The 19,457-nt window shown below is 34.4% G+C and carries 22 protein-coding genes and 1 pseudogene; 17 read left to right on the plus strand and 6 right to left on the minus strand.

Features of this window, described 5'->3' with window-relative positions; translation table 11 throughout:
- Window positions 1-55: 55 nt before the first annotated feature.
- Window positions 56-217, plus strand: a complete 162-nt coding sequence (locus AC1Q8L_RS12385; RefSeq protein ID WP_000393338.1) for a YvrJ family protein — start codon at window positions 56-58, stop codon at window positions 215-217.
- A gap of 30 nt (window positions 218-247) precedes the next feature.
- Here AC1Q8L_RS12385 and AC1Q8L_RS12390 read toward each other — a convergent pair whose 3' ends face one another.
- Entirely contained in the window at window positions 248-1,024 is a 777-nt protein-coding gene (locus tag AC1Q8L_RS12390; RefSeq protein ID WP_000258450.1) for a 3-hydroxybutyrate dehydrogenase, read from the minus strand.
- 196 nt (window positions 1,025-1,220) lie between these two features.
- Here AC1Q8L_RS12390 and AC1Q8L_RS12395 point away from each other — a divergent pair, with 196 nt between their 5' ends.
- From AC1Q8L_RS12395 to AC1Q8L_RS12410, 4 genes and pseudogenes are all read left to right on the plus strand, one after another.
- A complete protein-coding gene (locus AC1Q8L_RS12395) occupies window positions 1,221-1,553 on the plus strand; it encodes a PadR family transcriptional regulator (RefSeq protein WP_000107977.1) in 333 nt (110 codons plus the stop codon).
- On the plus strand, window positions 1,553-2,320 hold the full coding sequence (locus AC1Q8L_RS12400; protein ID WP_000952892.1) for a DUF1129 domain-containing protein: 768 nt from the start codon (window positions 1,553-1,555) through the stop codon (window positions 2,318-2,320). Before AC1Q8L_RS12395 ends, AC1Q8L_RS12400 begins: the two co-directional genes overlap by 1 nt.
- 13 nt (window positions 2,321-2,333) lie before the next feature.
- Complete coding sequence (locus AC1Q8L_RS12405; RefSeq protein WP_001103075.1) at window positions 2,334-3,095, plus strand: DUF1129 domain-containing protein; 762 nt, start codon at window positions 2,334-2,336, stop codon at window positions 3,093-3,095.
- Window positions 3,096-3,107: 12 nt separating this feature from the next.
- A pseudogene (locus AC1Q8L_RS12410) lies at window positions 3,108-3,251 on the plus strand (DNA-binding protein); the annotation flags it as partial.
- Window positions 3,252-3,266: 15 nt separating this feature from the next.
- Here AC1Q8L_RS12410 and AC1Q8L_RS12415 read toward each other — a convergent pair.
- Window positions 3,267-3,884 carry an ImmA/IrrE family metallo-endopeptidase gene (locus tag AC1Q8L_RS12415; RefSeq protein ID WP_000371606.1) on the minus strand — a complete coding sequence of 206 codons (618 nt, stop codon included), beginning with the start codon at window positions 3,882-3,884 and terminating at the stop codon, window positions 3,267-3,269.
- A gap of 174 nt (window positions 3,885-4,058) precedes the next feature.
- On the opposite strand from AC1Q8L_RS12415, the gene AC1Q8L_RS12420 reads away from it, so the two are divergent.
- From AC1Q8L_RS12420 to AC1Q8L_RS12430, 3 genes are all read left to right on the plus strand, one after another.
- A complete protein-coding gene (locus AC1Q8L_RS12420; RefSeq protein WP_000288330.1) occupies window positions 4,059-4,352 on the plus strand; it encodes a DUF3928 family protein in 294 nt (97 codons plus the stop codon).
- Between the two features lie 108 nt (window positions 4,353-4,460).
- Window positions 4,461-4,910 (plus strand): NUDIX hydrolase, encoded by a 450-nt coding sequence (locus tag AC1Q8L_RS12425; protein ID WP_002005651.1) that lies wholly within the window; start codon window positions 4,461-4,463, stop codon window positions 4,908-4,910.
- Window positions 4,911-5,049: 139 nt separating this feature from the next.
- Window positions 5,050-6,225: an acetyl-CoA C-acetyltransferase gene (locus AC1Q8L_RS12430; RefSeq protein ID WP_000552075.1), complete on the plus strand. Its 1,176-nt coding sequence runs from the start codon at window positions 5,050-5,052 to the stop codon at window positions 6,223-6,225.
- 29 nt (window positions 6,226-6,254) lie between these two features.
- Here the strand turns inward: AC1Q8L_RS12430 and AC1Q8L_RS12435 are convergent, their stop codons facing one another.
- On the minus strand, window positions 6,255-6,980 hold the full coding sequence (locus tag AC1Q8L_RS12435; protein ID WP_000568009.1) for an AAA family ATPase: 726 nt from the start codon (window positions 6,978-6,980) through the stop codon (window positions 6,255-6,257).
- Between the two features lie 216 nt (window positions 6,981-7,196).
- Between AC1Q8L_RS12435 and AC1Q8L_RS12440 the strand changes: the two genes are divergently transcribed.
- Both AC1Q8L_RS12440 and AC1Q8L_RS12445 read left to right on the plus strand, forming a co-directional pair.
- Window positions 7,197-7,925, plus strand: a complete 729-nt coding sequence (locus AC1Q8L_RS12440; RefSeq protein ID WP_061659896.1) for a DUF4184 family protein — start codon at window positions 7,197-7,199, stop codon at window positions 7,923-7,925.
- Between the two features lie 37 nt (window positions 7,926-7,962).
- Window positions 7,963-8,727: a hypothetical protein gene (locus tag AC1Q8L_RS12445; protein WP_000973896.1), complete on the plus strand. Its 765-nt coding sequence runs from the start codon at window positions 7,963-7,965 to the stop codon at window positions 8,725-8,727.
- A gap of 46 nt (window positions 8,728-8,773) precedes the next feature.
- Here AC1Q8L_RS12445 and AC1Q8L_RS12450 read toward each other — a convergent pair whose 3' ends face one another.
- Window positions 8,774-9,205: a DUF3997 domain-containing protein gene (locus AC1Q8L_RS12450; RefSeq protein WP_000758786.1), complete on the minus strand. Its 432-nt coding sequence runs from the start codon at window positions 9,203-9,205 to the stop codon at window positions 8,774-8,776.
- Window positions 9,206-9,336: 131 nt separating this feature from the next.
- On the opposite strand from AC1Q8L_RS12450, the gene AC1Q8L_RS12455 reads away from it, so the two are divergent.
- The 3 genes from AC1Q8L_RS12455 to AC1Q8L_RS12465 all read left to right on the plus strand — a co-directional run bounded on the left by AC1Q8L_RS12455 (window position 9,337) and on the right by AC1Q8L_RS12465 (window position 10,681).
- Complete coding sequence (locus tag AC1Q8L_RS12455; protein WP_000769096.1) at window positions 9,337-9,792, plus strand: RDD family protein; 456 nt, start codon at window positions 9,337-9,339, stop codon at window positions 9,790-9,792.
- A gap of 218 nt (window positions 9,793-10,010) precedes the next feature.
- Window positions 10,011-10,100, plus strand: a complete 90-nt coding sequence (locus tag AC1Q8L_RS12460) for a hypothetical protein (protein WP_000145638.1) — start codon at window positions 10,011-10,013, stop codon at window positions 10,098-10,100.
- A 71-nt stretch (window positions 10,101-10,171) separates the two neighbouring features.
- Window positions 10,172-10,681: an SDR family NAD(P)-dependent oxidoreductase gene (locus AC1Q8L_RS12465; protein WP_000218406.1), complete on the plus strand. Its 510-nt coding sequence runs from the start codon at window positions 10,172-10,174 to the stop codon at window positions 10,679-10,681.
- A 64-nt stretch (window positions 10,682-10,745) separates the two neighbouring features.
- Here AC1Q8L_RS12465 and AC1Q8L_RS12470 read toward each other — a convergent pair whose 3' ends face one another.
- A complete protein-coding gene (locus AC1Q8L_RS12470; protein ID WP_098311698.1) occupies window positions 10,746-11,846 on the minus strand; it encodes an ABC transporter ATP-binding protein in 1,101 nt (366 codons plus the stop codon).
- A gap of 262 nt (window positions 11,847-12,108) precedes the next feature.
- On the opposite strand from AC1Q8L_RS12470, the gene malL reads away from it, so the two are divergent.
- Window positions 12,109-13,785 carry an oligo-1,6-glucosidase gene (gene malL / locus AC1Q8L_RS12475; protein ID WP_000415172.1) on the plus strand — a complete coding sequence of 559 codons (1,677 nt, stop codon included), beginning with the start codon at window positions 12,109-12,111 and terminating at the stop codon, window positions 13,783-13,785.
- A 39-nt stretch (window positions 13,786-13,824) separates the two neighbouring features.
- Here the strand turns inward: malL and AC1Q8L_RS12480 are convergent, their stop codons facing one another.
- Window positions 13,825-15,585: an alpha-glycosidase gene (locus tag AC1Q8L_RS12480; RefSeq protein WP_061659894.1), complete on the minus strand. Its 1,761-nt coding sequence runs from the start codon at window positions 15,583-15,585 to the stop codon at window positions 13,825-13,827.
- Window positions 15,586-15,909: 324 nt separating this feature from the next.
- Here AC1Q8L_RS12480 and AC1Q8L_RS12485 point away from each other — a divergent pair, with 324 nt between their 5' ends.
- From AC1Q8L_RS12485 to malD, 3 genes are all read left to right on the plus strand, one after another.
- The gene (locus tag AC1Q8L_RS12485) at window positions 15,910-17,169 is read left to right on the plus strand and encodes an extracellular solute-binding protein (protein WP_000709931.1); all 1,260 of its coding nucleotides are present in this window, start codon (window positions 15,910-15,912) and stop codon (window positions 17,167-17,169) included.
- Between the two features lie 76 nt (window positions 17,170-17,245).
- A complete protein-coding gene (gene malC, locus AC1Q8L_RS12490; protein ID WP_001194982.1) occupies window positions 17,246-18,547 on the plus strand; it encodes a maltosaccharide ABC transporter permease MalC in 1,302 nt (433 codons plus the stop codon).
- The gene (gene malD, locus AC1Q8L_RS12495; RefSeq protein ID WP_001022603.1) at window positions 18,548-19,390 is read left to right on the plus strand and encodes a maltosaccharide ABC transporter permease MalD; all 843 of its coding nucleotides are present in this window, start codon (window positions 18,548-18,550) and stop codon (window positions 19,388-19,390) included.
- The last annotated feature ends 67 nt before the right edge of the window (window positions 19,391-19,457 follow it).

The following is a 19,457-nucleotide window of genomic DNA, read 5'->3' on the forward strand; positions in this document are numbered from 1 at the left end:
TTATGCCTAAATGCATTGTTTTCTCTTACTTATATAATGAAAGGAGGAGAAGAGGATGGAAGAGTGGATCAAGATGATAGGTAATGTAGGGTTTCCAATTGTTGTAACATTATATTTACTCCACCGTATTGAAAGTAAATTAGAGGGGGTAATTGTTGCAATTGAGAAGCTCCCGCGGCAATTACTAAAGTACGAAGATCCTCGCAATAAAAAATAAAGTTTGCTCTTCTTGAGCAAACTTTATTTTTTATTGAGCAGTATAGCCACCATCGATAACGACAGCTTGACCAGTAATACCTTTAGCTTTTTCACTCGCTAAAAACATAGCATAATCAGCGATTTCTTGTACTTGTAATAAGCGCTTTTGTGGGACGAGTGGATAAATAACATCTTCTAAAACATTTTCAAGTGGTACATTTCGTGTAGTAGCTAAGTCTTGTAGTTGATTACGTACAAGAGGGGTATCGACATAACCAGGGCAAAGGGCATTAACAGTAATACCATGCGTAGCACCTTCTAAAGCGGCAACTTTTGTTAATCCAATTACGCCATGTTTTGCACTATTGTAGGCAGCTTTTCCAGCAAACCCGACAAGGCCGTTAATAGAAGCGACATTAATAATACGACCATATTTTTGTTGTTTCATAATCGGAAAGGCATGCTTAATTGCGATAAACGGAGCAATTTGCATAATTTGAATTAGTAGCTCAAACTTTTCCGTTGGAAAGTCTTCAATGGGTGAAACGTGTTGCATTCCTGCGTTGTTAATTAATATATCTAATGAACCGAAATGACTAACTGTTTGAGAAATTGATGCTGTAATTTCCTCTTCAGATGTAACGTCACATTTTAAACCGATAGCTTGAAAACCTTCACTTTGTAATTGCTCAGCAGCTTCTTTCGCACGTTCTTCAAGACGATCAGTAATCACAACTTTTGCACCTTCTTTTGCAAAAGCACTTCCCATTTCATATCCAATACCACTCGCAGCACCTGTTAAAAAGACAACTCGATTTGTAACCATGATGAAAAACATCCCTTCATAATAAAGTTTTCATAGTGCTCTATTTAGAGAGGTTATAATGAAAATCCTGCAAACATTTGGAAAAAATATCGTTAGCTATCTTGTTTTGCAAAATAGTCTTTGCTATACTATTTTGTAAAGCAAGATACTTACGTTTATCTATCTTGTAAAACAAGATAGTAGGAGGATTTGAATTATGTCGACAAGTCAAATGCTGAAAGGGATCTTAGAAGGATGCTTACTTGCTATTATTTCTGAAGGCGAAATATACGGTTATGAAATGAGTGAGAAGCTAGCAAAGTATGGTTTTACAATGGCGAGTGAGGGAAGTATTTATCCGTTATTAATACGAATGCAAAAAGAAGGACTAATAACAAGCGTAATGAAGGAATCTCCATCTGGTCCAAAGAGAAAATATTACACATTAACAGAAAAAGGCGAGGAAGCACTTGATGAATTTATGGATCGCTGGGAAGCGATGCAAAGTAGTGTAGAACGTCTACTTGAAGGGAAGGGAAGGAGAAAATAATGTTATCAAGTGAAGCACGAAAGTTTTTGTTAGATATGAGATTATTTTTGACGGCAAAGAGTGTGAAAGAAAGTGATATTGAAAACTTTTTAGAAGACGCAGAACTTCATTTAATAGAAGGTGAGAGTGAGGGGAAGAGTGTAGAAGATATTTTCGGAAGCTCACCGAAAGAATATGCAAATGAACTTGTAAAAGTGATGGAAAGAGATAGACAGGAAACGTGGAAGCAAATTGGTTTTACAGTAATGAATATCGTATCTTTTTGGATTATTGCTTCTATCTTAATAGTGAATAATGGAATGTTACAGATTTCACTTATTCAGTGTATCGGTTACAGTTTTTCATTGATTTTAGTTGTTATAGGTCCTAATTTTCTACTTCGCAAAATGACCTTCGTCACAAGCTTTACAAAAACATGGTTTTCCATGTGGTCTTTAGTTATGATTGCTCCATTGTTTTTATTAGGAGCTGTTACGATATTAGATGTGATATATCCTACAAAAATGCTCACATTCACCGAAGTCCAAAGTTATATAGTAGCTGGTGGGATTTTTATGATAACAGTAGCTATAAATATATATTTTGAAGGATGGTTTAAAAACTTATATTTAATCATTCCGCTTTCTATTATGTTAATGTTTAAAACATTTACATCTGAAGATCTCATGCCAATGTTATTTCAAATTATATGTTTATATGGAAGTTTGTTTATTTTAATTTTCCTTGAAATTATGATGAAGACGAATAGAAGAGAAATGGTTAAATAAGGGAGGGGTTATAATGAATGTTTCTAAAGAAGGAGAAAAGTTTTTAATTGATACGAAAGTATATTTAATAACAAAAGGGATTAAAGAAGAAGAGGTGGACGCCTTTCTAGAAGATGCAGAGCTTCATTTAATAGAAGGTGAAAAAAAGGGGAAGACGGTAAGGGACATATTTGGTGACTCACCAAAAGAGTATGCGGAAGAATTAGCGAAAGAGATGGAGAAGGATAAAAGCGGGAGTATAAAGACTATTTTAGGAATGATAATTGGAATAGGAGGATATTGGTTACTTACAAATATTTTATTTGGAAATCCGAATCAACAATTTACGTTAACGAATGTACAGTTAATCGGTTATCCTATCGTTTTAATCATTACGATTATTGGAACGATTGTTGCGTTTAGAATGTCTTCTTTTAAAAGTAAATTAGTAGAGTTTGGAATTATTTATGTAGTAGTGATGATACCTATTTTATTATTAGTGTTATTAATATTTATGAATAAATGGTATGGGACACCAATTTTACAATTGTCGACAATACAGACATATATATTAGCAGTAACTATATTTTTATTACTTCTTATTGGTGAAGTATATGTTCTTGGTTGGATGGGTGTTGTGGTACTAATTGTTCCTCTTGCGATTATGTTCTTATTTAAAGACTTAGAAGAAAGAAATGTATTTTGGGGAATTGCAAAGATCTTACTTATGTATGGAAGTATATATGGATTAATGAGATGGTCTTTAAAAATTGAAGAAAGAAAAATTGGGAACTAGAAATTCAATAAAAAGCGGCTGCTCTGGATATGCAAAAAATTATTTCCAAAGAAATATTATATAGGGATTTTTAGAGGGATTACATTTACATTTAGTTGTCTATTTTTATTTCTAGCAGCCGGAATTTGGTTTGTTGATTGGAACAAGTTGTTTTAAACAGTAACATGAGGGTTACTGTTTTTTTCTTTGTAGTAAAGAGCTTTGTAAAGAGAGCGCTTTTTGTTCTGTTGTTAATAAGGAATGAATATGAACGTTTTCTGGACGAGGGACTATCGGATACATAAGATTTGTTGGAGAAGGGTGGTGCTCCGAGCCGGTTGGAGAATGAGGATCTGCATGAGTAAGTTTTCCATGAATACGTCTTGTAAATAAAATATGACCGATTTCGTGAGCGAGCGTATATATATTTTTCATAGGGGCAGCCGAATTTGTTAAAACGATATAGCCAGTAAGTTGCTGTTGTTTTGCTAAAGAATAAGCGCAGGCAATTACTGCTGTTTCTTTGAAATAATCACTGCCAATATAACAAATATAAAGGTCGCATTCAGGAGCTTCATTTACACATGTTTGGAAAAAGGATGCCAACTTTTCTTGACTTTGAATGGAATTTTTATAACTGATTTCACGGTCAAAAAAACGGAAAAGTTCATTTAATACAATTACTTCTTGAATTTGAAATGTAATGGGGTGCCAAATTGATTCTGCAACAGCTAAATCTTTTGCGATGCGGTCATCAGAAATATCGGCACCGGGAGTAATACAAATACATATATTGACGTATGGATCCATAAGGAACACCTCAAATGAAAAAAGTTCTTCCTATAATATATGTGGGAAAAAGATGTCATGTATGGATAAACGCCTTCTTTATTGAATATATAGATGACAAGTCGAAAAAATTTCATAGTTCTATAACATTGTGTGGCCGTCTTTTTGATATAGTAAAGGAAAGGGGGAGAATATATGTATACATTAAAAATCGTTTCAGACAGAGAAGCACTTTATCAATTTGCGAGTTATGTAAGAGTTGTACAAGGGGTTGAAGATGTATATGTAGAGGTGGGAGAACCTTTATATGAACATCCTTTAATGAAGTTTTATGTACATATTAAGCTGAAAGAAACATATGAGCAGCATAAAGCGTTACAGGAAATAGCAAGATTAGTAGAATTGGGTCGTTTTACATATGTCCATTATCGTAATGATGAAATTGAGGAAGCTTTTGAAGCTGTAAAATATGAAAGTTTTAAGAAATAAAGATGAAAAAACGGAGGCGAAAGCTTCCTTTTTTTCTTTAAAATTACATGAACAAAAAGAGAGAAATTTTGTTATGATAAGGGAGGTTAGGGAAAGGGGAATTTACATATGGGGTATATTGAAGAGTTACGAAAAGTCGTTGGTACAAGACCGCTTATTCTCGTAGGATCAGCAATCATTATATTAAATGATAAACAAGAAGTATTGCTTCAATATCGTTCAGATACATATGATTGGGGTGTACCTGGCGGGGCGATGGAACTGGGTGAAACGACAGAAGAAACGGCACGTAGAGAGTTATTTGAGGAAACGGGGTTAACTGCAAAAATAATGCAATTTCTTGGTGTTCTATCAGGAAAAGAAGTATATTTCCGTTATCCGAATGGCGATGAAATTTTCAATGTCATTCATCTGTATCAGGCACATCATGTGAGCGGGGAATTAAAGCTCGATCATGAAGGGTTGAAACTTCAATATTTTCCAGTAGATAAGTTGCCAAAATTGAATGAAACGACAGAGAAAATTTTGCAAAAGTTTTTATATGCACTGACAGAATAGAAGGTTAATTCCTTCTATTTTTATTATATTAAATATTTTGATTTTTTAGTATGTTTATAGTATGATAGTTATAGATATACATCTTATGGAATTTCACCTAAAAACTTACTAGGGTACATAAGAGAGGGGCAAGTACAAAATGCATAATGTTGTTATTACAGCTGCAGTTCGTTCGCCAATTGGAACTTTTGGAGGAGCGCTAAAAAATGTAACGCCAGTAGAATTAGCTGTTCCTGTACTTCAGGAAGCTGTAAAACGAGGCGGGGTAGAACCACATGAAGTTGATGAAGTAATTTTAGGTCATTGTATTCAAAGAACTGATGAAGCAAATACAGCGAGAACAGCTGCATTAGCGGCAGGATTTCCTGACACAGTTACGGGATATACAATCCAACGTCAATGTTCTTCAGGTATGCAAGCAATTATGTCAGCTGCAATGCAAATCCAATTAGGTGTAAGTGATGTTGTTGTTGCAGGTGGAGTAGAAGCGATGAGTTCGAGCCCTTATGCATTGAAACAGCACCGCTGGGGACAACGTCTACAGCACGGAGAAATTCGTGATACGGTGTGGGAAGTGTTAGAAGATCCGATTCACCATATTATGATGGGTGAAACAGCGGAAAATTTAGTTGAACAATATGAAATTACAAGAGAGGAACAAGATGAAGTTGCTCTTCGCAGTCATACATTGGCACTGAAGGCAATCGAGTCTGGACACTTTGACGATCAAATTGTTCCTATTACAATAAAAGAACGTAGAAAAGAAGTAGTATTTTCGAAGGATGAGCATCCACGTGCAGATATTACAGCGGAAAAATTAGCAGGGTTAAAACCAGCATTCCGTAAAGATGGGTCTGTAACTGCAGGTAATGCATCTGGCCTGAATGACGGAAGTGCAGTTCTAGTATTAATGAGCGAAGAAAAAGCGAAAGAAAAAGGCTTACAACCGTTAGCTAGAATTGTTGGATATTCAGTAGCTGGAGTAGACCCGAAAATTATGGGTATTGGACCAGCACCAGCAATTCGTAAAGGTTTAGAAAAAGTGGATTGGTCATTAGAAGATGCAGATTTACTTGAAATTAATGAAGCTTTCGCGGCTCAATATTTAGCTGTAGAGAAAGAGTTAGGTTTAGACCGTGAAAAAGTGAACGTAAACGGTAGTGGCGTAGGACTTGGGCATCCAATTGGTTGTACAGGGGCTCGTATTACGGTAAGTTTAATTCACGAATTAAAAAGACGTGGGTTAGAAAAAGGAATTGCCTCTTTATGCGTCGGTGGCGGTATCGGGGTTGCCTTATTTATAGAAGCACTATAAAAAAGAAGCAGCTATTGCTGCTTCTTTTTTTATGACTCAAATAGATGATGGAATAATCGATCGCGATTTTCAAAGAAAAGTTTCGTCGTTTGATAATGCTCAGTTTCTTCTAATGTGGATTCGTGAATCCCTTCTTGTGTTAAAGAATATATAGTGGATTCAGGGTAGGCCATTAAAATAGGAGAATGCGTCGCAATAACAAATTGTGAACCTTGTTCCGCTAGCTCATGCATTCGAATAAGCATGGAAAGTTGTCTCATTGGTGATAAAGCTGCCTCAGGCTCATCTAAAATGTATAAACCTTGTCCTGAAAAACGGTTCATAAATAAGGAAAAGAATGATTCGCCGTGAGATTGTTCGTGTAGTGAAACGCCGCCGTAAGATTTTATAGCATCTATTTCATCAATATAAGAAGCAACGTTATAAAATGATTCAGCGCGAAGAAAGAAACCGTCGTTTGGTGTATTGAAACTTTTGGAAATTCGAAGGTATTCATGTAAAGATGAATGTGAATCGTTAGTGCTAAAGCGGAAATTCTTCGTTCCACCTTCTGCATTAAAGCCTAACGCAATTGCAATTCCTTCAAGTAATGTTGATTTACCCGTTCCATTTTCTCCAATAATGAATGTTACATTTGGATGAAAAACTAGTGATTGTAATGTTCGGATAGCAGGTAAGCAGTAAGGATATGCGGAAAAACTAGGGATATTTTCTTTTTTTAATGTGACATTTTGTAAAAAGGGTACGTCAATCAATATATAAACCTCAATTCATAACGGATTTTGATTCTAAAAAGGCGGCAAATACAAGTGTTAATGACACCTGAATCCCTACCTTATTTTCTGAATATTTTATGTGGATTATATCATTTAAACTATCATATTCCAATGTGAAAATAAATATTGCATGAAGATCCATTCTCTCGTTATGATATATGGTATTCTATTGAAAATGTGAGAAGGAGTTAAAGTATGCCGTTTACATTTGCACATCCAGCAGCAGTTCTTCCTTTTGCGAAAAAGCATTCTAAACATATTTCAGTAACGGCTCTTATATTAGGTAGTATGGCGCCTGACTTTGAATATTTTTTACACTTTAGACCGTATGGTGTAATTGGGCATACGTGGCTTGGATTCTTATATTTGAATTTACCACTGGTCTTCTTGTTAGCATACATATATCATTACATTTTAAAAAAGCCTTTTATAACGCATTTACCTAAACCGTTTGCTGGGTATTATACATATGTAGTAGACAAGCGGTGGGAGCTTCATAGATGGAAGAATCTTTTTGTATTTTGTTATTCAGCATTATTCGGTATGTTAACGCATGTTGTTTGGGATGCATTCACTCATAAGACAGGCTATTTTGTTATGAAAATACCATTATTACAAAGAGAATGGTACGGTATCTCTGTTTATAAATATATGCAACATGGAAGTACATGTATTGGTTTTCTATTATTAGTATACGTTTTATGGAAGTATAGAAATGAAATGGGTAAAGATCTTATTTTAGCTTCGGAAAAAAGAAAGTATTGGGTTTCAGTAATTGTTGTAGCAACTATTATATTTATCGTGCACGCGTTCCTAGATCCCTATTTTCATATTTTCCAAATTGGAGGTATAATAGTATCTGGACTGACAAGTTCATTTTGTGGACTTGTCATTGTTTCTATAGTTTACAAAGCCAGGGACTAATTTTATATTCATGAATGATAGCGTTAGGAGAAATGAAATGATGAAAGCATGGAAAAGTATTTTTGTTTTATGTAGTTTTCTTCTTATGTTAAGTGGTTGCTTCCATCAAGAAGAAAAGAAAGCTGAACCGAAGAAGAAAGAATCTATTCCTGAAACAAAAGAATATGGTGGGCGTGAGCTGAAAAAAGTAGGACAAAAAGTGAAAGAAACAGGATGGGGTACTTTCAAGTTAGAGCAGATGCATTCTGTGAATCAAACATTTGAAGTAGCACCAATGAAAATTCACGTACAAGATGTGAAAGTAATTTCTTTATCACAGATGAGTGAAAAGGCAAAAAAAACATTGAAAGTATACACGGCACTAACTCCTGAAGAAGTAAAACGGAGATTAGGGGATAAAGTAAGCCAAGAAGATGCAGAATTATATGCATCGCTAAGTGGAACAGAGATTAGTAATACAATTCGTTACGTTGAGATTACATATAAAGTGGAGAATACCGGAAATAAAAATATGCAATTTTTCTCTATGAATGATGTTATGATTAATGGTAAGCAACATTTTAAAGTAGCCACTCAAAACTTTTTATATGACGAAGATACGTTAGTTGGTACAAAAAATGTATCAAGAGAAGACTATAAGCCTGGTGAAACAAGAGATGGTATTATTGGTTTAATACTTGACGATGGAAAAGACAAGGTAAAGGATATTCAGTTTACAACTGATGATTTACTTGCAGGAGATTCAGAAACACAAGATGTTGTAAAAGAGCCACAAACGTTTAACATCTCACTTTCGGAGTAATGTGTTTTTAAAATAATGTAAGAAAAAACAGTCAGCACTCAAAAGATTATGTTGACTGTTTTTTTATTTCTTTTATGTATGAATCTACATTTTGAAAAGGCACCTTAATTTTAAACGCATCTTTTTGTTCATTAAATTGCTTTTCATTGTAGGGACCGAAACGTTTATTGTGCTTTACGTCAATAATCCAATAATGTTCACTTTTTTTATTTGCAATTGCTGCGTCAGGGTTATTCGGATCTGATTTTTCCTCGGTTTGTTTTGCAATAATGTATTTATCATCCCAAGCAATGTCTGTAATTTTTGCAGGGATGTATTGTGTGGCATATACAGCATCTTGCGAGGGGAAAAGTTCAAATGCATTTCCAGAAGTACGTATGAGTTCGTATTCATCGTTAACCGTATAAGTTAAGTGACCTGTGTTTCCTGCACAACCAGTTAATAGGAAGGCGACGAATAGGATTATCCATTTTTTCAATATGGGAACCTCCTTTATAATGCTATTGTAACAAATTGTACAAGAAAAGTAAGAGAAACGCTAGTTTACAATGTTTTTTAGAAGTGGTACGATGAGACGGGTAAAGAAGGATATGAAGGAGTCGACATAAAATGAAGTTAAAGATGCATCGTCCAGCGCTTGTAATGAATCGCATAGGTGCTTCCCTAATTGACATGTTTTTAATCTCGGTTATGTATGGTGCAGTAGTAGCTGTTATGACCGGAAACTATAGTGCTATGTTTAAGCGCTTTAATATAAGTTTAGGTGATTTTAGATATGATTTCGCAGTAGTTTTTATATTAATGGCGATATATTTTATTGTGTTACCCTTTATCTGGAACGGTGTTACACTTGGAAAAAAGGTAACGAGAATAAAATTAATTTCATTGAAGAGTGAAAAGCTAACGTTGCAAACATTAATTATAAGATTTTTTGTAGTGTTATTACCGAACGTATTGCTATTAGGAATTCCATTAATATGTAACGTATATATGATGTTGTTCCGCAAAGACAATTGCGGTTTTCAGGACTTAATTACAAAGACGAAAATAATAAGTCTTGTATAATAAAATAAAAAAAGACCCTTTTTATATATAAAAAGGGTCTTTTTTTTATTTTATAAGTATATTGTGAATATTTACAGTAAGGAAAAGCTAAAATGTGTCATTTCTATTTATAATAGATTGAAAATTAAGATAATGGTATAATAATTAAAAATAATATCTTTATCTCACCATTCGGGGCTGATTAAAGTTTTACTTTATATAATAAGGGGGAAGTTGAGATGACAGGAGGTAGCATAATTTTTTGGGGCATTCTCATTTTTATCGGTCTAGTTCTTGATCAGCGTAAGAGTAAGAAAAAAGAAGGATAAAAAGTAAACGTTTACAAATCGAATAGCAATTTTTCTTGCTTGCAGAATAATCTCATAAAGGAGTATACTGAATGACGGTAAGACTTATAGAAGGGGTAATGAAAATGAAGCTTGCAGGAAAAGTTGCTATCGTAACTGGCGGTGGCATCGGTATTGCACGTAATACAGCTCTTTTGTTGGCTAAACAAGGCGCAAAAGTAATTGTGACGGACATTGATCAAGAAAGTGGACAAGCAACAGTGGAGGAAATTACGAATCTAGGCGGAGAAGCCCTTTTTGTATTCTATGATATGGAAAAGCAAGGAGATTGGCAACGCGTTATTAGCATTACTTTGAATGCATTCAGTCGCATTGACATGCTTTTTCAAAATGCTGGTTTATATAAAATAGATTCGATTTTTTCTCGCCAACAAGAGAACGATTCCAATGTACTTTGTATTAATGACGTTTGGATAGAGATAAAACAATTAACGTCATCTTTTATGAAACAGCAAGAAGAAGTGGTGCTTAGTGATTTACCGATTTTCGGTATTATTGGCACGAAAGGACAATCATTTCATACAGTAGAAGCCCTAGTATAATAATGAAAACCGCCCTCGATATATGTGGACGGTTTTTTTGTATGTTATATAGAAGGAAATTTTTTTAGCGAATACGTTGTTCTGTTTGGCTGTCAAAGAAATGCGCTTTATTTAAATCAAATGCCAATTTAATTTGGTCTCCAGGTGAGAATATATGTCTTGCATCAACACGTGCTGCAAAATCTTGATTTCCAAGTTTCATATATAAAATAGATTCAGCACCTAACAATTCAGCAACTTCAATTTTTGTTGTGAAAGTAGTAGATTCTGAAGCTTCTAAAAATAGTAGTTCATCATGAATGTCCTCCGGGCGAATACCTAAAACAATTTCCTTATTTACATAGCCTTGTTCACGTAGCATCTTCATTTTTCCTTCAGATACTTTGATTTTTATAGTATTATCTATAACGAAATCGGTTTCAGTCAATTTACCACGGAAGAAGTTCATCGCTGGTGACCCGATAAATCCACCCACGAAAATGTTTTCTGGTGTTTCATATACTTCTTTTGGTGTTCCAATTTGTTGAATCTTTCCATCCTTCATAACGACAAGACGCGAAGCCATAGTCATTGCTTCTGTTTGGTCGTGTGTTACATAAATTGTTGTTGTTCCAAGGCGATGATGTAGCTTAGAAATTTCTGAGCGCATTGCAACACGGAGTTTAGCATCTAAGTTTGATAATGGCTCGTCCATTAAGAAAACTTTTGCATCTCGAACGATTGCTCTACCTAGCGCAACACGTTGGCGCTGTCCACCTGATAATGCTTTCGGTTTTCTATCTAAATATTGTTCAAGTCCTAAAATTTTTGCTGCATCTTTTACACGACGATCGATTTCATCTTTTGGTATTTTTCGAAGTTTTAATCCAAATGCCATATTATCATATACACTCATATGTGGATAAAGAGCGTAGTTTTGGAAGACCATTGCGATATCTCGATCTTTTGGAGGAACATCATTCATTAGTTTACCATCAATTGAAAACTCGCCTTTTGAAATATCTTCGAGTCCAGCTACCATTCGTAATGTTGTAGATTTTCCGCATCCAGAAGGACCGACAAATACGATAAATTCTTTATCTTGAATGTGTAAATTAAAATCAGTTACAGCTGTTACGTTATTATCATATATCTTATAAATGTTTTCTAATTTAAGTTCTGCCATGGTATTTCCCCCTAGAAATAATTATGCAAACGTTTTCTTTGAGTTCATTATAAACGAATAGATTCAAAAAATAAATAAAAAAATAAAACGTTTTCATATATTGGAGAATTATTAGTGATTTTCGCATGTTTTCTTAGAAAAAGAACAATAAAAATTGTAAGCGCTATTTTAAATTGAGATAGAATCTGTTATCATTCATTAATGAAAACGTTTGCGCCTTAAAAAAGAGAAAAATGAATTATGAATGAAATGGGGTAGCATAATGGAAAAACAATGGTGGAAAGAAAGCGTAGTATATCAAATTTATCCTCGTAGCTTTATGGATAGTAATGGTGATGGTATAGGAGATCTTCAAGGGATTATTTCAAAGCTAGATTACTTAAAAGAGTTAGGGATTGATGTGATTTGGTTATCACCAGTCTATGAATCTCCAAATGATGATAATGGTTACGATATAAGTGATTATTGTAAAATTATGAACGAGTTCGGAACAATGGAAGATTGGGATGAACTATTACATGAAATGCATGAACGTAATATGAAATTGATGATGGATTTAGTTGTTAATCATACATCTGATGAACATAATTGGTTTATTGAATCACGTAAATCAAAAGATAATAAATATAGAGATTACTATATATGGCGTCCTGGAAAAGAAGGGAAAGAACCAAACAACTGGGGAGCTGCTTTTAGTGGATCTGCATGGAAGTATGATGAAATGACGGATGAATATTATTTACATCTGTTTTCTAAAAAACAACCGGATTTAAACTGGGATAATGAAAAGGTAAGACAAGATGTTTATGAGATGATGAAGTTTTGGTTAGAAAAAGGAATTGATGGATTCCGCATGGATGTTATCAATTTTATTTCTAAAGAAGAAGGGTTACCAACAGTTGAAACAGATGAAGATGGTTATGTTTCAGGTCATAAACATTTTATGAACGGTCCAAACATTCATAAATATTTGCATGAAATGAATGAGGAAGTATTATCGAATTATGATATTATGACGGTTGGTGAAATGCCAGGTGTAACGACAGAAGAAGCCAAATTGTATACTGGAGAAGAACGAAAAGAGTTGCAAATGGTATTCCAATTTGAACATATGGATTTAGATTCAGGAGAAGGTGGAAAGTGGGATGTAAAACCATGCTCACTTCTTACTTTAAAAGAGAATTTAACAAAGTGGCAAAAAGCATTAGAGCATACCGGATGGAATAGCCTTTATTGGAATAACCATGATCAGCCTCGCGTTGTATCTCGTTTTGGTAACGATGGAATGTATCGCATTGAATCTGCAAAAATGTTAGCGACAGTTCTTCATATGATGAAGGGGACGCCATATATTTATCAAGGTGAAGAAATCGGAATGACGAACGTTCGATTCCAATCAATTGATGAATATAGAGATATTGAAACGTTAAATATGTATAAAGAAAAAGTGATAGACCATGGTGAAAATATAGAAAAAGTAATGGAATCTATTTATATAAAGGGTCGTGATAATGCTAGAACTCCAATGCAGTGGGATGATCAGAATCACGCTGGATTTACAACGGGTGAGCCTTGGATTACTGTAAATCCTAACTATAAAGAGATTAATGTGAAACAAGCAATCCAAGATGAAGGTTCAATTTTTTATTACTATAAGAAATTAATTGAGCTACGCAAAAATAATGAAATAGTTGTATATGGATCATATGATTTAATATTAGAGAATAATCCTTCTATTTTTGCTTATGTAAGAACATATGGAGACGAAAAACTACTTGTTATTGCAAACTTTACTGCGGATGAAAGTGTATTTGAAATGCCTGAGGATATTAGTTATAGTGAATCAGAATTATTCATACACAATTACGATGTAGAAATCGGATCGATAGATAACATTACATTACGTCCGTATGAAGCGATGGTATTCAAATTGAAATAAGAAAAAGCCTTATGCCACCTTGGCATAAGGCTTTTTTGATTACCATTTTAATATGGAGAATCCATATGGAGGAAGTGTAACTTGTAATACACTTGCTTCTGCTGAAAATTCTTCATTTGTATAAATGTTAATTATTTTCTTACCAGTAACATGAAGAGGGAGTGAAACTGTAACTTCACTATTAGTAGGGTTTAAAACGAAAAAGATAGTTTCATCCTCATATGTTTTCGTATAAGAAATATAATTATGTTCATCATTTGCTTCGATGAATTGAAAAGTACCATGTCCTCCAAAAGCTGCATGTTGTTTTCGTAATGAAATCAATGTTTGTATATGTGTAAATAATGCATGATCTTGTTCTTTAGTATCCCAAATCATACATTTACGGCAATTGGGGTCCATACCACCATCCATGCCGATTTCATCTCCGTAATAAATACATGGAGAGCCGATGAAAGAAAGATGGAATACATAGAGCAATTTCAACTTATTTTTATCTCCATTGCATGTTGTTAAAATTCTTGGAGTATCATGGCTATCTAATAAATGAAAGGCTGCTTCATTTACATTCATAGAGTAGGAATGTAGAGATTCTGTAATTTGCTTCATGAATTCACTTGCTTTAATGGAATCGTTAGCAAAGTAAGAAAGTAGAGCGTTTGTAACAGGATAGCTCATGACAGCATCAAATTGATCACCTTGTAGCCACGGAAGGGCATCGTGCCAAATTTCTCCCAAAATATATACTTCAGGATTTAATGTTTTTATTTCAGTTCGGAATTCTCTCCAAAAGTTGTGATCGACTTCATTTGCGACATCAAGGCGCCAGCCATCTATATTGAATTCTCGTACCCAATAACGTCCTACTTCAAGTAAGTACTCTTTTACATCTGGATGAGCTGTATTTAATTTAGGCATATACGGTGTAAAGGCGAAAGTATCATAATTTGGAAGTGGTTCGGTTATAATCGGGAAATCATGAATGTGGAACCACTCTTTATATGCGGACTTCTCACCATTCTCTAGTACGTCTTGAAATTTCTCGAAAAAGTATCCACTATGATTAAACACAGCATCGAGCATGACTTTTATACCGTGCTTATGACATTCTTCAACGAGCTCTTTAAAAGTTTCTTTCGTCCCAAATTGTGGATCAATTTCCATATAGTCAATTGTGTCATATTTATGGTTTGAATGAGCTTTGAAAATAGGTGTGAAATATATTCCGGAAATGCCAAGCTTAACAAGGTAATCAAGGTTTTGAATAACACCAGCAAAATCCCCACCGAAAAAATTAGTTGGAGTAGGATTCGCACTTCCCCAAGGAAGGGTGTTTTCTGGATTCAGCGTACTATCGCCATTAGCGAATCGTTCAGGGAAAATCTGATACCAAATGGTGTCTTTAATCCAAGATGGTGCTTTGAATACATCATCTGCATGAATAAATGGAAAACAAAAAAAGTTACCAACATCATTATTTGGAATGTTAGAAAAGAATCCTCGCTCTGTATAAATAAGAGTGTCTGTTTCAGATTTTAATTCAAACCCATAACGTAAGCGCTTAAATTTTGGTTCGATTGCAATGGACCAATAATCAAATAATGCAGTAGAACCCGTTTTTTTCATTGGTGTACTTGCTGATATCCATTTCCCATCTTTCCATTCGTAAGGATCACCGTAAATAAGATCGGCGCTTTGAACATCATCTCTCTTAGTACGTATTCGGATGTGAATTGTTTGTTCATCGTAAGCGTATGCATAATTATCTTTCGGCCTATGATAAATGGCTTCTTTAAACATATAGAAAATCCCCCTTCAATATCTCTATACATAGTATTCCCTTAAGTGTAATAATAAAGCCTATATTGCAAACGATTGCCTTTTTTATAGCTTTAATATTGCTTATAAGAGTAGTATTCATTTAATATAAAGTCAATGTATAAAGAGTATAATGACATAATTTTTAAATTAATATTTGCAAAATGAATAAAAGAATGTATAATGATAGACAAATAGCGCAAACGTTTTCATAGACTTGAGATATTGTTTGCGCTTCAATTAAACTATTAAATGCAAACGTTTTCAGTTACTAAGGTACATAGACAATTTAGGGAGGTTTTTGGGATGAAGAAAGCATTATCATTATTAACGGTTTCAGCATTATCTATTGGTATGTTATCTGCATGTGGACCGAAAGATTCAGGGAAAAAAGAGGAAAGTAAAGCGAAAAAAGATTATGATCTTCTTGTTTGGGAAGATGAGAAAAAAGGTGTGGGTCTAGAGCCAGCGGTGAAAAGTTTTGAAAAGAAATATAATGTGAAAGTAAAAGTTGAAGAGGTTCAGATGACGAAACAAATAGAAAAACTTCGTCTCGACGGTCCAGCTGGCACAGGGCCAGATGTTGTAACATTGCCACATGATCATATTGGTAATGCGGTAACAGAAGGGCTACTTTCAGAAGTGAAAGTAGATGATACAGTAAAAAGTAAATTTACAGATTTATCAATAGAAGCACAAACATATAACGGAAAAATATATGGTTTACCAAAAGCGATTGAAACACCAATCTTTATTTATAATAAAAAAATGATGCAAAAAGCGCCGGAAACGATGGATGAACTGTTTAACTTCTCAAAAGACTTTACGAAAGATGGAAAATACGGATTTTTAGCACTAGGAGATAACTTCTACTTTGCTAATGCATTTATGGCAGGTATGGGTGGTTATGTATTTGGTGAAAAAGATGGAAAGCCAAATGCAAATGATATTGGATTAAATAATAGCGGTGCGGTACAAGGTGCTGAATATATTCAAAAATGGTATAAAGAAAAGTTATTCCCGAAAGGTATTATCGGTGAATCTGGTGGTTCAGCTGCAGATGGATTATTTAATGAAGGAAAAGCAGCATCTATTATGAATGGTCCATGGGCATTCCAAGCGATGGAAAAGGCTGGAATAGACTATGGTGTTGCTCCAATGCCGAAATTACCAAATGGTCAACCGATGAAAACGTTCGTTGGCGTAAAAGGATGGCATGTAACAAGCTTCTCTAAACAAAATGATTTAGCTACAAAATTTACTGAGTGGGTTACAAATGAAGAAAATGCTAAAATTCGCTTTGAGAAAACGAAAGAAATTCCACCAGTAAAATCAGTAATGGAAGATCCAATCATTAAAGAAAATGAGGCTGCAAAAGCGGTTGCGACACAATCTGAAAATGGAATTCCAATGCCAAACATTCCAGAAATGCAAGAAGTTTGGAAACCAGCTGGAGATGCGCTTCAATTAGTTGTATCAGATAAAGAAGCACCAAAATCCGCACTTGATAGTGCAGTGAAACAAATTAAAGGTAATATTGAGGCAAATCATAGTAAGAAAAAATAAGGTGAAATTCGTGCCTCTAATATGAGGGGCACGAATTCTCTCCCTTCCATGTAGGAAGAAAAAAGGGGGAAGGAACATGCAAACATCTATGGAACCTGCAAAGGGGTTAAATGATTCAAAGCATAGGAAAGTGGCAACCATGTTATCAATCATTCCAGGCGTGGGCCAAATGTATAATAAACAATTTGTAAAAGGTCTTATTTTTCTAGTATTAACAGGTTCATTTATTGTAGCCTTTGCTGATTTATTAAATATGGGATTATGGGGCATTGTAACGCTCGGTACAGAAGTTCCACGTGACCATTCCGTCTTTCTATTAGTAGAAGGGATCTTGGCACTTATCGTTATCGCTTTTGGGCTTGGCATATATGCATTTAACTTATATGATGCATATCAAAATGGGAAGAAACGTGATATTGGAACACCGTTAAATTCTGTAAAAGAGCAATACCGTAATTTGTTAGATCAAGGCTTTCCTTATTTAATGGTTTCACCAGGTTTTCTACTACTTATCTTTGTTGTCGTATTTCCAATCATCTTCGTAATTTTAATTGGATTTACAAACTATGATTTATATCATTCTCCTCCAGCTAAATTAGTAGATTGGGTGGGCTTTAAAAACTTTATTGATATTTTCACATTACCGATGTGGAGAGATACATTTTTAAGTGTATTTTCTTGGACTGTCATTTGGACATTCGTTGCAACAACATTACAAGTTGCACTTGGTATTTTTTTAGCGATTATCGTAAATCAGCCTGGTATTAAAGGTAAGGCAATTATTCGAACAATCTTTATTTTACCGTGGGCTGTTCCAGCATTCGTATCTATTCTTGTATTTGCTGGTATGTTTAATGAAACATTTGGAGCAATTAATAACCAAGTATTAGCTTTATTCGGGATTGAAAAGATTGCTTGGATGACAGACCCGTTTTGGTCAAAGATTGCTTTAATTATGATTCAAACGTGGCTTGGTTTCCCGTTCGTCTTTGCGATGACAACAGGTATACTGCAATCGATTCCAGGAGAATTATATGAAGCGGCTACAGTAGACGGAGCAACTGCTTGGCAACAGTTCCGCAAAATTACATTGCCACTTGTGTTATATGCAACAGCGCCAATATTAATTACGCAATATACGTTTAACTTTAATAATTTTAGTATTATTTATCTATTTAATAACGGGGGACCTGCTGTGTCTGGACAAAATGCAGGTGGAACGGATATTTTAATTTCATGGATCTATAAGTTAACGATGACTTCGGCTCAATACGGCAAAGCAGCAGCTCTTACAATGATTTTATCGTTAATCGTTATTACAGTTGCGTTATGGCAATTTAAGAGAACAAAATCATTCCAAGAAGAGGATATGATGTAAATGAATATTAAACGACAAAAGATGCTACGTCTTTCATTAAGTTATTTAGTTATCTTCATAATGTGTGCGATTGTTTTCTATCCATTACTATGGATAATTGGCTCATCGTTTAATCCAGGTGATAGTTTATCTGGGTCAAGTATTATTCCGAAAAATGCCACATTAGATCATTATCGCAAGCTACTTGATCTCGATTCAAGTAATTACTTACTTTGGTATAAAAATACTTTGAAAGTTAGCGTAATGACGATGATTTTCTCTGTACTAGCCATTAGTTTTACTGCTTATGCATTTTCGAGATATCGTTTTGTTGGAAGAAAGAATGGTTTATTAACATTTTTAATTCTGCAAATGATCCCGAATTTTGCAGCGTTAATCGCACTATATATATTAGCTCAGTTAACAGGATTACTTGATACACACCTTGCATTAATTTTAATTTATGTGGGCGGAGCAATTCCGATGAATACATGGCTTATGAAAGGGTATTTTGATACGATTCCGAAAGAGTTGGATGAATCAGCTCGAATGGATGGAGCAGGGCATTTCCGTATTTTCTGGCAAATCATTATGCCACTTGCAAAGCCAATCGTAGCGGTTGTAGCATTATTTACTTTCATTGGTCCATTTACAGATTTCATTTTAGCGAGTATTATTTTGCGAACACCAGAAAATTATACTTTAGCAGTTGGATTATATGAAATGGTTGCGAAAAAATTCGGTAATGAATTTACAACGTTTGCAGCGGGTTCAGTGTTAATTGCGATCCCGATTTCAATTTTATTCCTATCACTACAAAAATATTTTGTTTCCGGTTTAACAGCTGGAGGTACAAAAGGATGAAAAATGGGACATTATGTCCCATTTTTCTTTTCATCTCCCTATAAATAACTTTATAGGGAGATGAAAA

This window comes from Bacillus sp. GW823-FHT06A11 (assembly GCF_058795355.1).

What these genes read in the sequence shown, in the direction of transcription:
- AC1Q8L_RS12385 (WP_000393338.1), top strand. Translation starts at nt 56, where the DNA reads ATGGAAGAGTGGATCAAGATGATAGGTAATGTAGGGTTTCCAATTGTT.
- AC1Q8L_RS12390 (WP_000258450.1), bottom strand. Translation starts at nt 1,024, where the DNA reads ATGGTTACAAATCGAGTTGTCTTTTTAACAGGTGCTGCGAGTGGTATT.
- AC1Q8L_RS12395 (WP_000107977.1), top strand. Translation starts at nt 1,221, where the DNA reads ATGTCGACAAGTCAAATGCTGAAAGGGATCTTAGAAGGATGCTTACTT.
- AC1Q8L_RS12400 (WP_000952892.1), top strand. Translation starts at nt 1,553, where the DNA reads ATGTTATCAAGTGAAGCACGAAAGTTTTTGTTAGATATGAGATTATTT.
- AC1Q8L_RS12405 (WP_001103075.1), top strand. Translation starts at nt 2,334, where the DNA reads ATGAATGTTTCTAAAGAAGGAGAAAAGTTTTTAATTGATACGAAAGTA.
- AC1Q8L_RS12415 (WP_000371606.1), bottom strand. Translation starts at nt 3,884, where the DNA reads ATGGATCCATACGTCAATATATGTATTTGTATTACTCCCGGTGCCGAT.
- AC1Q8L_RS12420 (WP_000288330.1), top strand. Translation starts at nt 4,059, where the DNA reads ATGTATACATTAAAAATCGTTTCAGACAGAGAAGCACTTTATCAATTT.
- AC1Q8L_RS12425 (WP_002005651.1), top strand. Translation starts at nt 4,461, where the DNA reads ATGGGGTATATTGAAGAGTTACGAAAAGTCGTTGGTACAAGACCGCTT.
- AC1Q8L_RS12430 (WP_000552075.1), top strand. Translation starts at nt 5,050, where the DNA reads ATGCATAATGTTGTTATTACAGCTGCAGTTCGTTCGCCAATTGGAACT.
- AC1Q8L_RS12440 (WP_061659896.1), top strand. Translation starts at nt 7,197, where the DNA reads ATGCCGTTTACATTTGCACATCCAGCAGCAGTTCTTCCTTTTGCGAAA.
- AC1Q8L_RS12445 (WP_000973896.1), top strand. Translation starts at nt 7,963, where the DNA reads ATGATGAAAGCATGGAAAAGTATTTTTGTTTTATGTAGTTTTCTTCTT.
- AC1Q8L_RS12455 (WP_000769096.1), top strand. Translation starts at nt 9,337, where the DNA reads ATGAAGTTAAAGATGCATCGTCCAGCGCTTGTAATGAATCGCATAGGT.
- AC1Q8L_RS12460 (WP_000145638.1), top strand. Translation starts at nt 10,011, where the DNA reads ATGACAGGAGGTAGCATAATTTTTTGGGGCATTCTCATTTTTATCGGT.
- AC1Q8L_RS12465 (WP_000218406.1), top strand. Translation starts at nt 10,172, where the DNA reads ATGACGGTAAGACTTATAGAAGGGGTAATGAAAATGAAGCTTGCAGGA.
- AC1Q8L_RS12470 (WP_098311698.1), bottom strand. Translation starts at nt 11,846, where the DNA reads ATGGCAGAACTTAAATTAGAAAACATTTATAAGATATATGATAATAAC.
- malL (WP_000415172.1), top strand. Translation starts at nt 12,109, where the DNA reads ATGGAAAAACAATGGTGGAAAGAAAGCGTAGTATATCAAATTTATCCT.
- AC1Q8L_RS12480 (WP_061659894.1), bottom strand. Translation starts at nt 15,585, where the DNA reads ATGTTTAAAGAAGCCATTTATCATAGGCCGAAAGATAATTATGCATAC.
- AC1Q8L_RS12485 (WP_000709931.1), top strand. Translation starts at nt 15,910, where the DNA reads ATGAAGAAAGCATTATCATTATTAACGGTTTCAGCATTATCTATTGGT.
- malC (WP_001194982.1), top strand. Translation starts at nt 17,246, where the DNA reads ATGCAAACATCTATGGAACCTGCAAAGGGGTTAAATGATTCAAAGCAT.
- malD (WP_001022603.1), top strand. Translation starts at nt 18,548, where the DNA reads ATGAATATTAAACGACAAAAGATGCTACGTCTTTCATTAAGTTATTTA.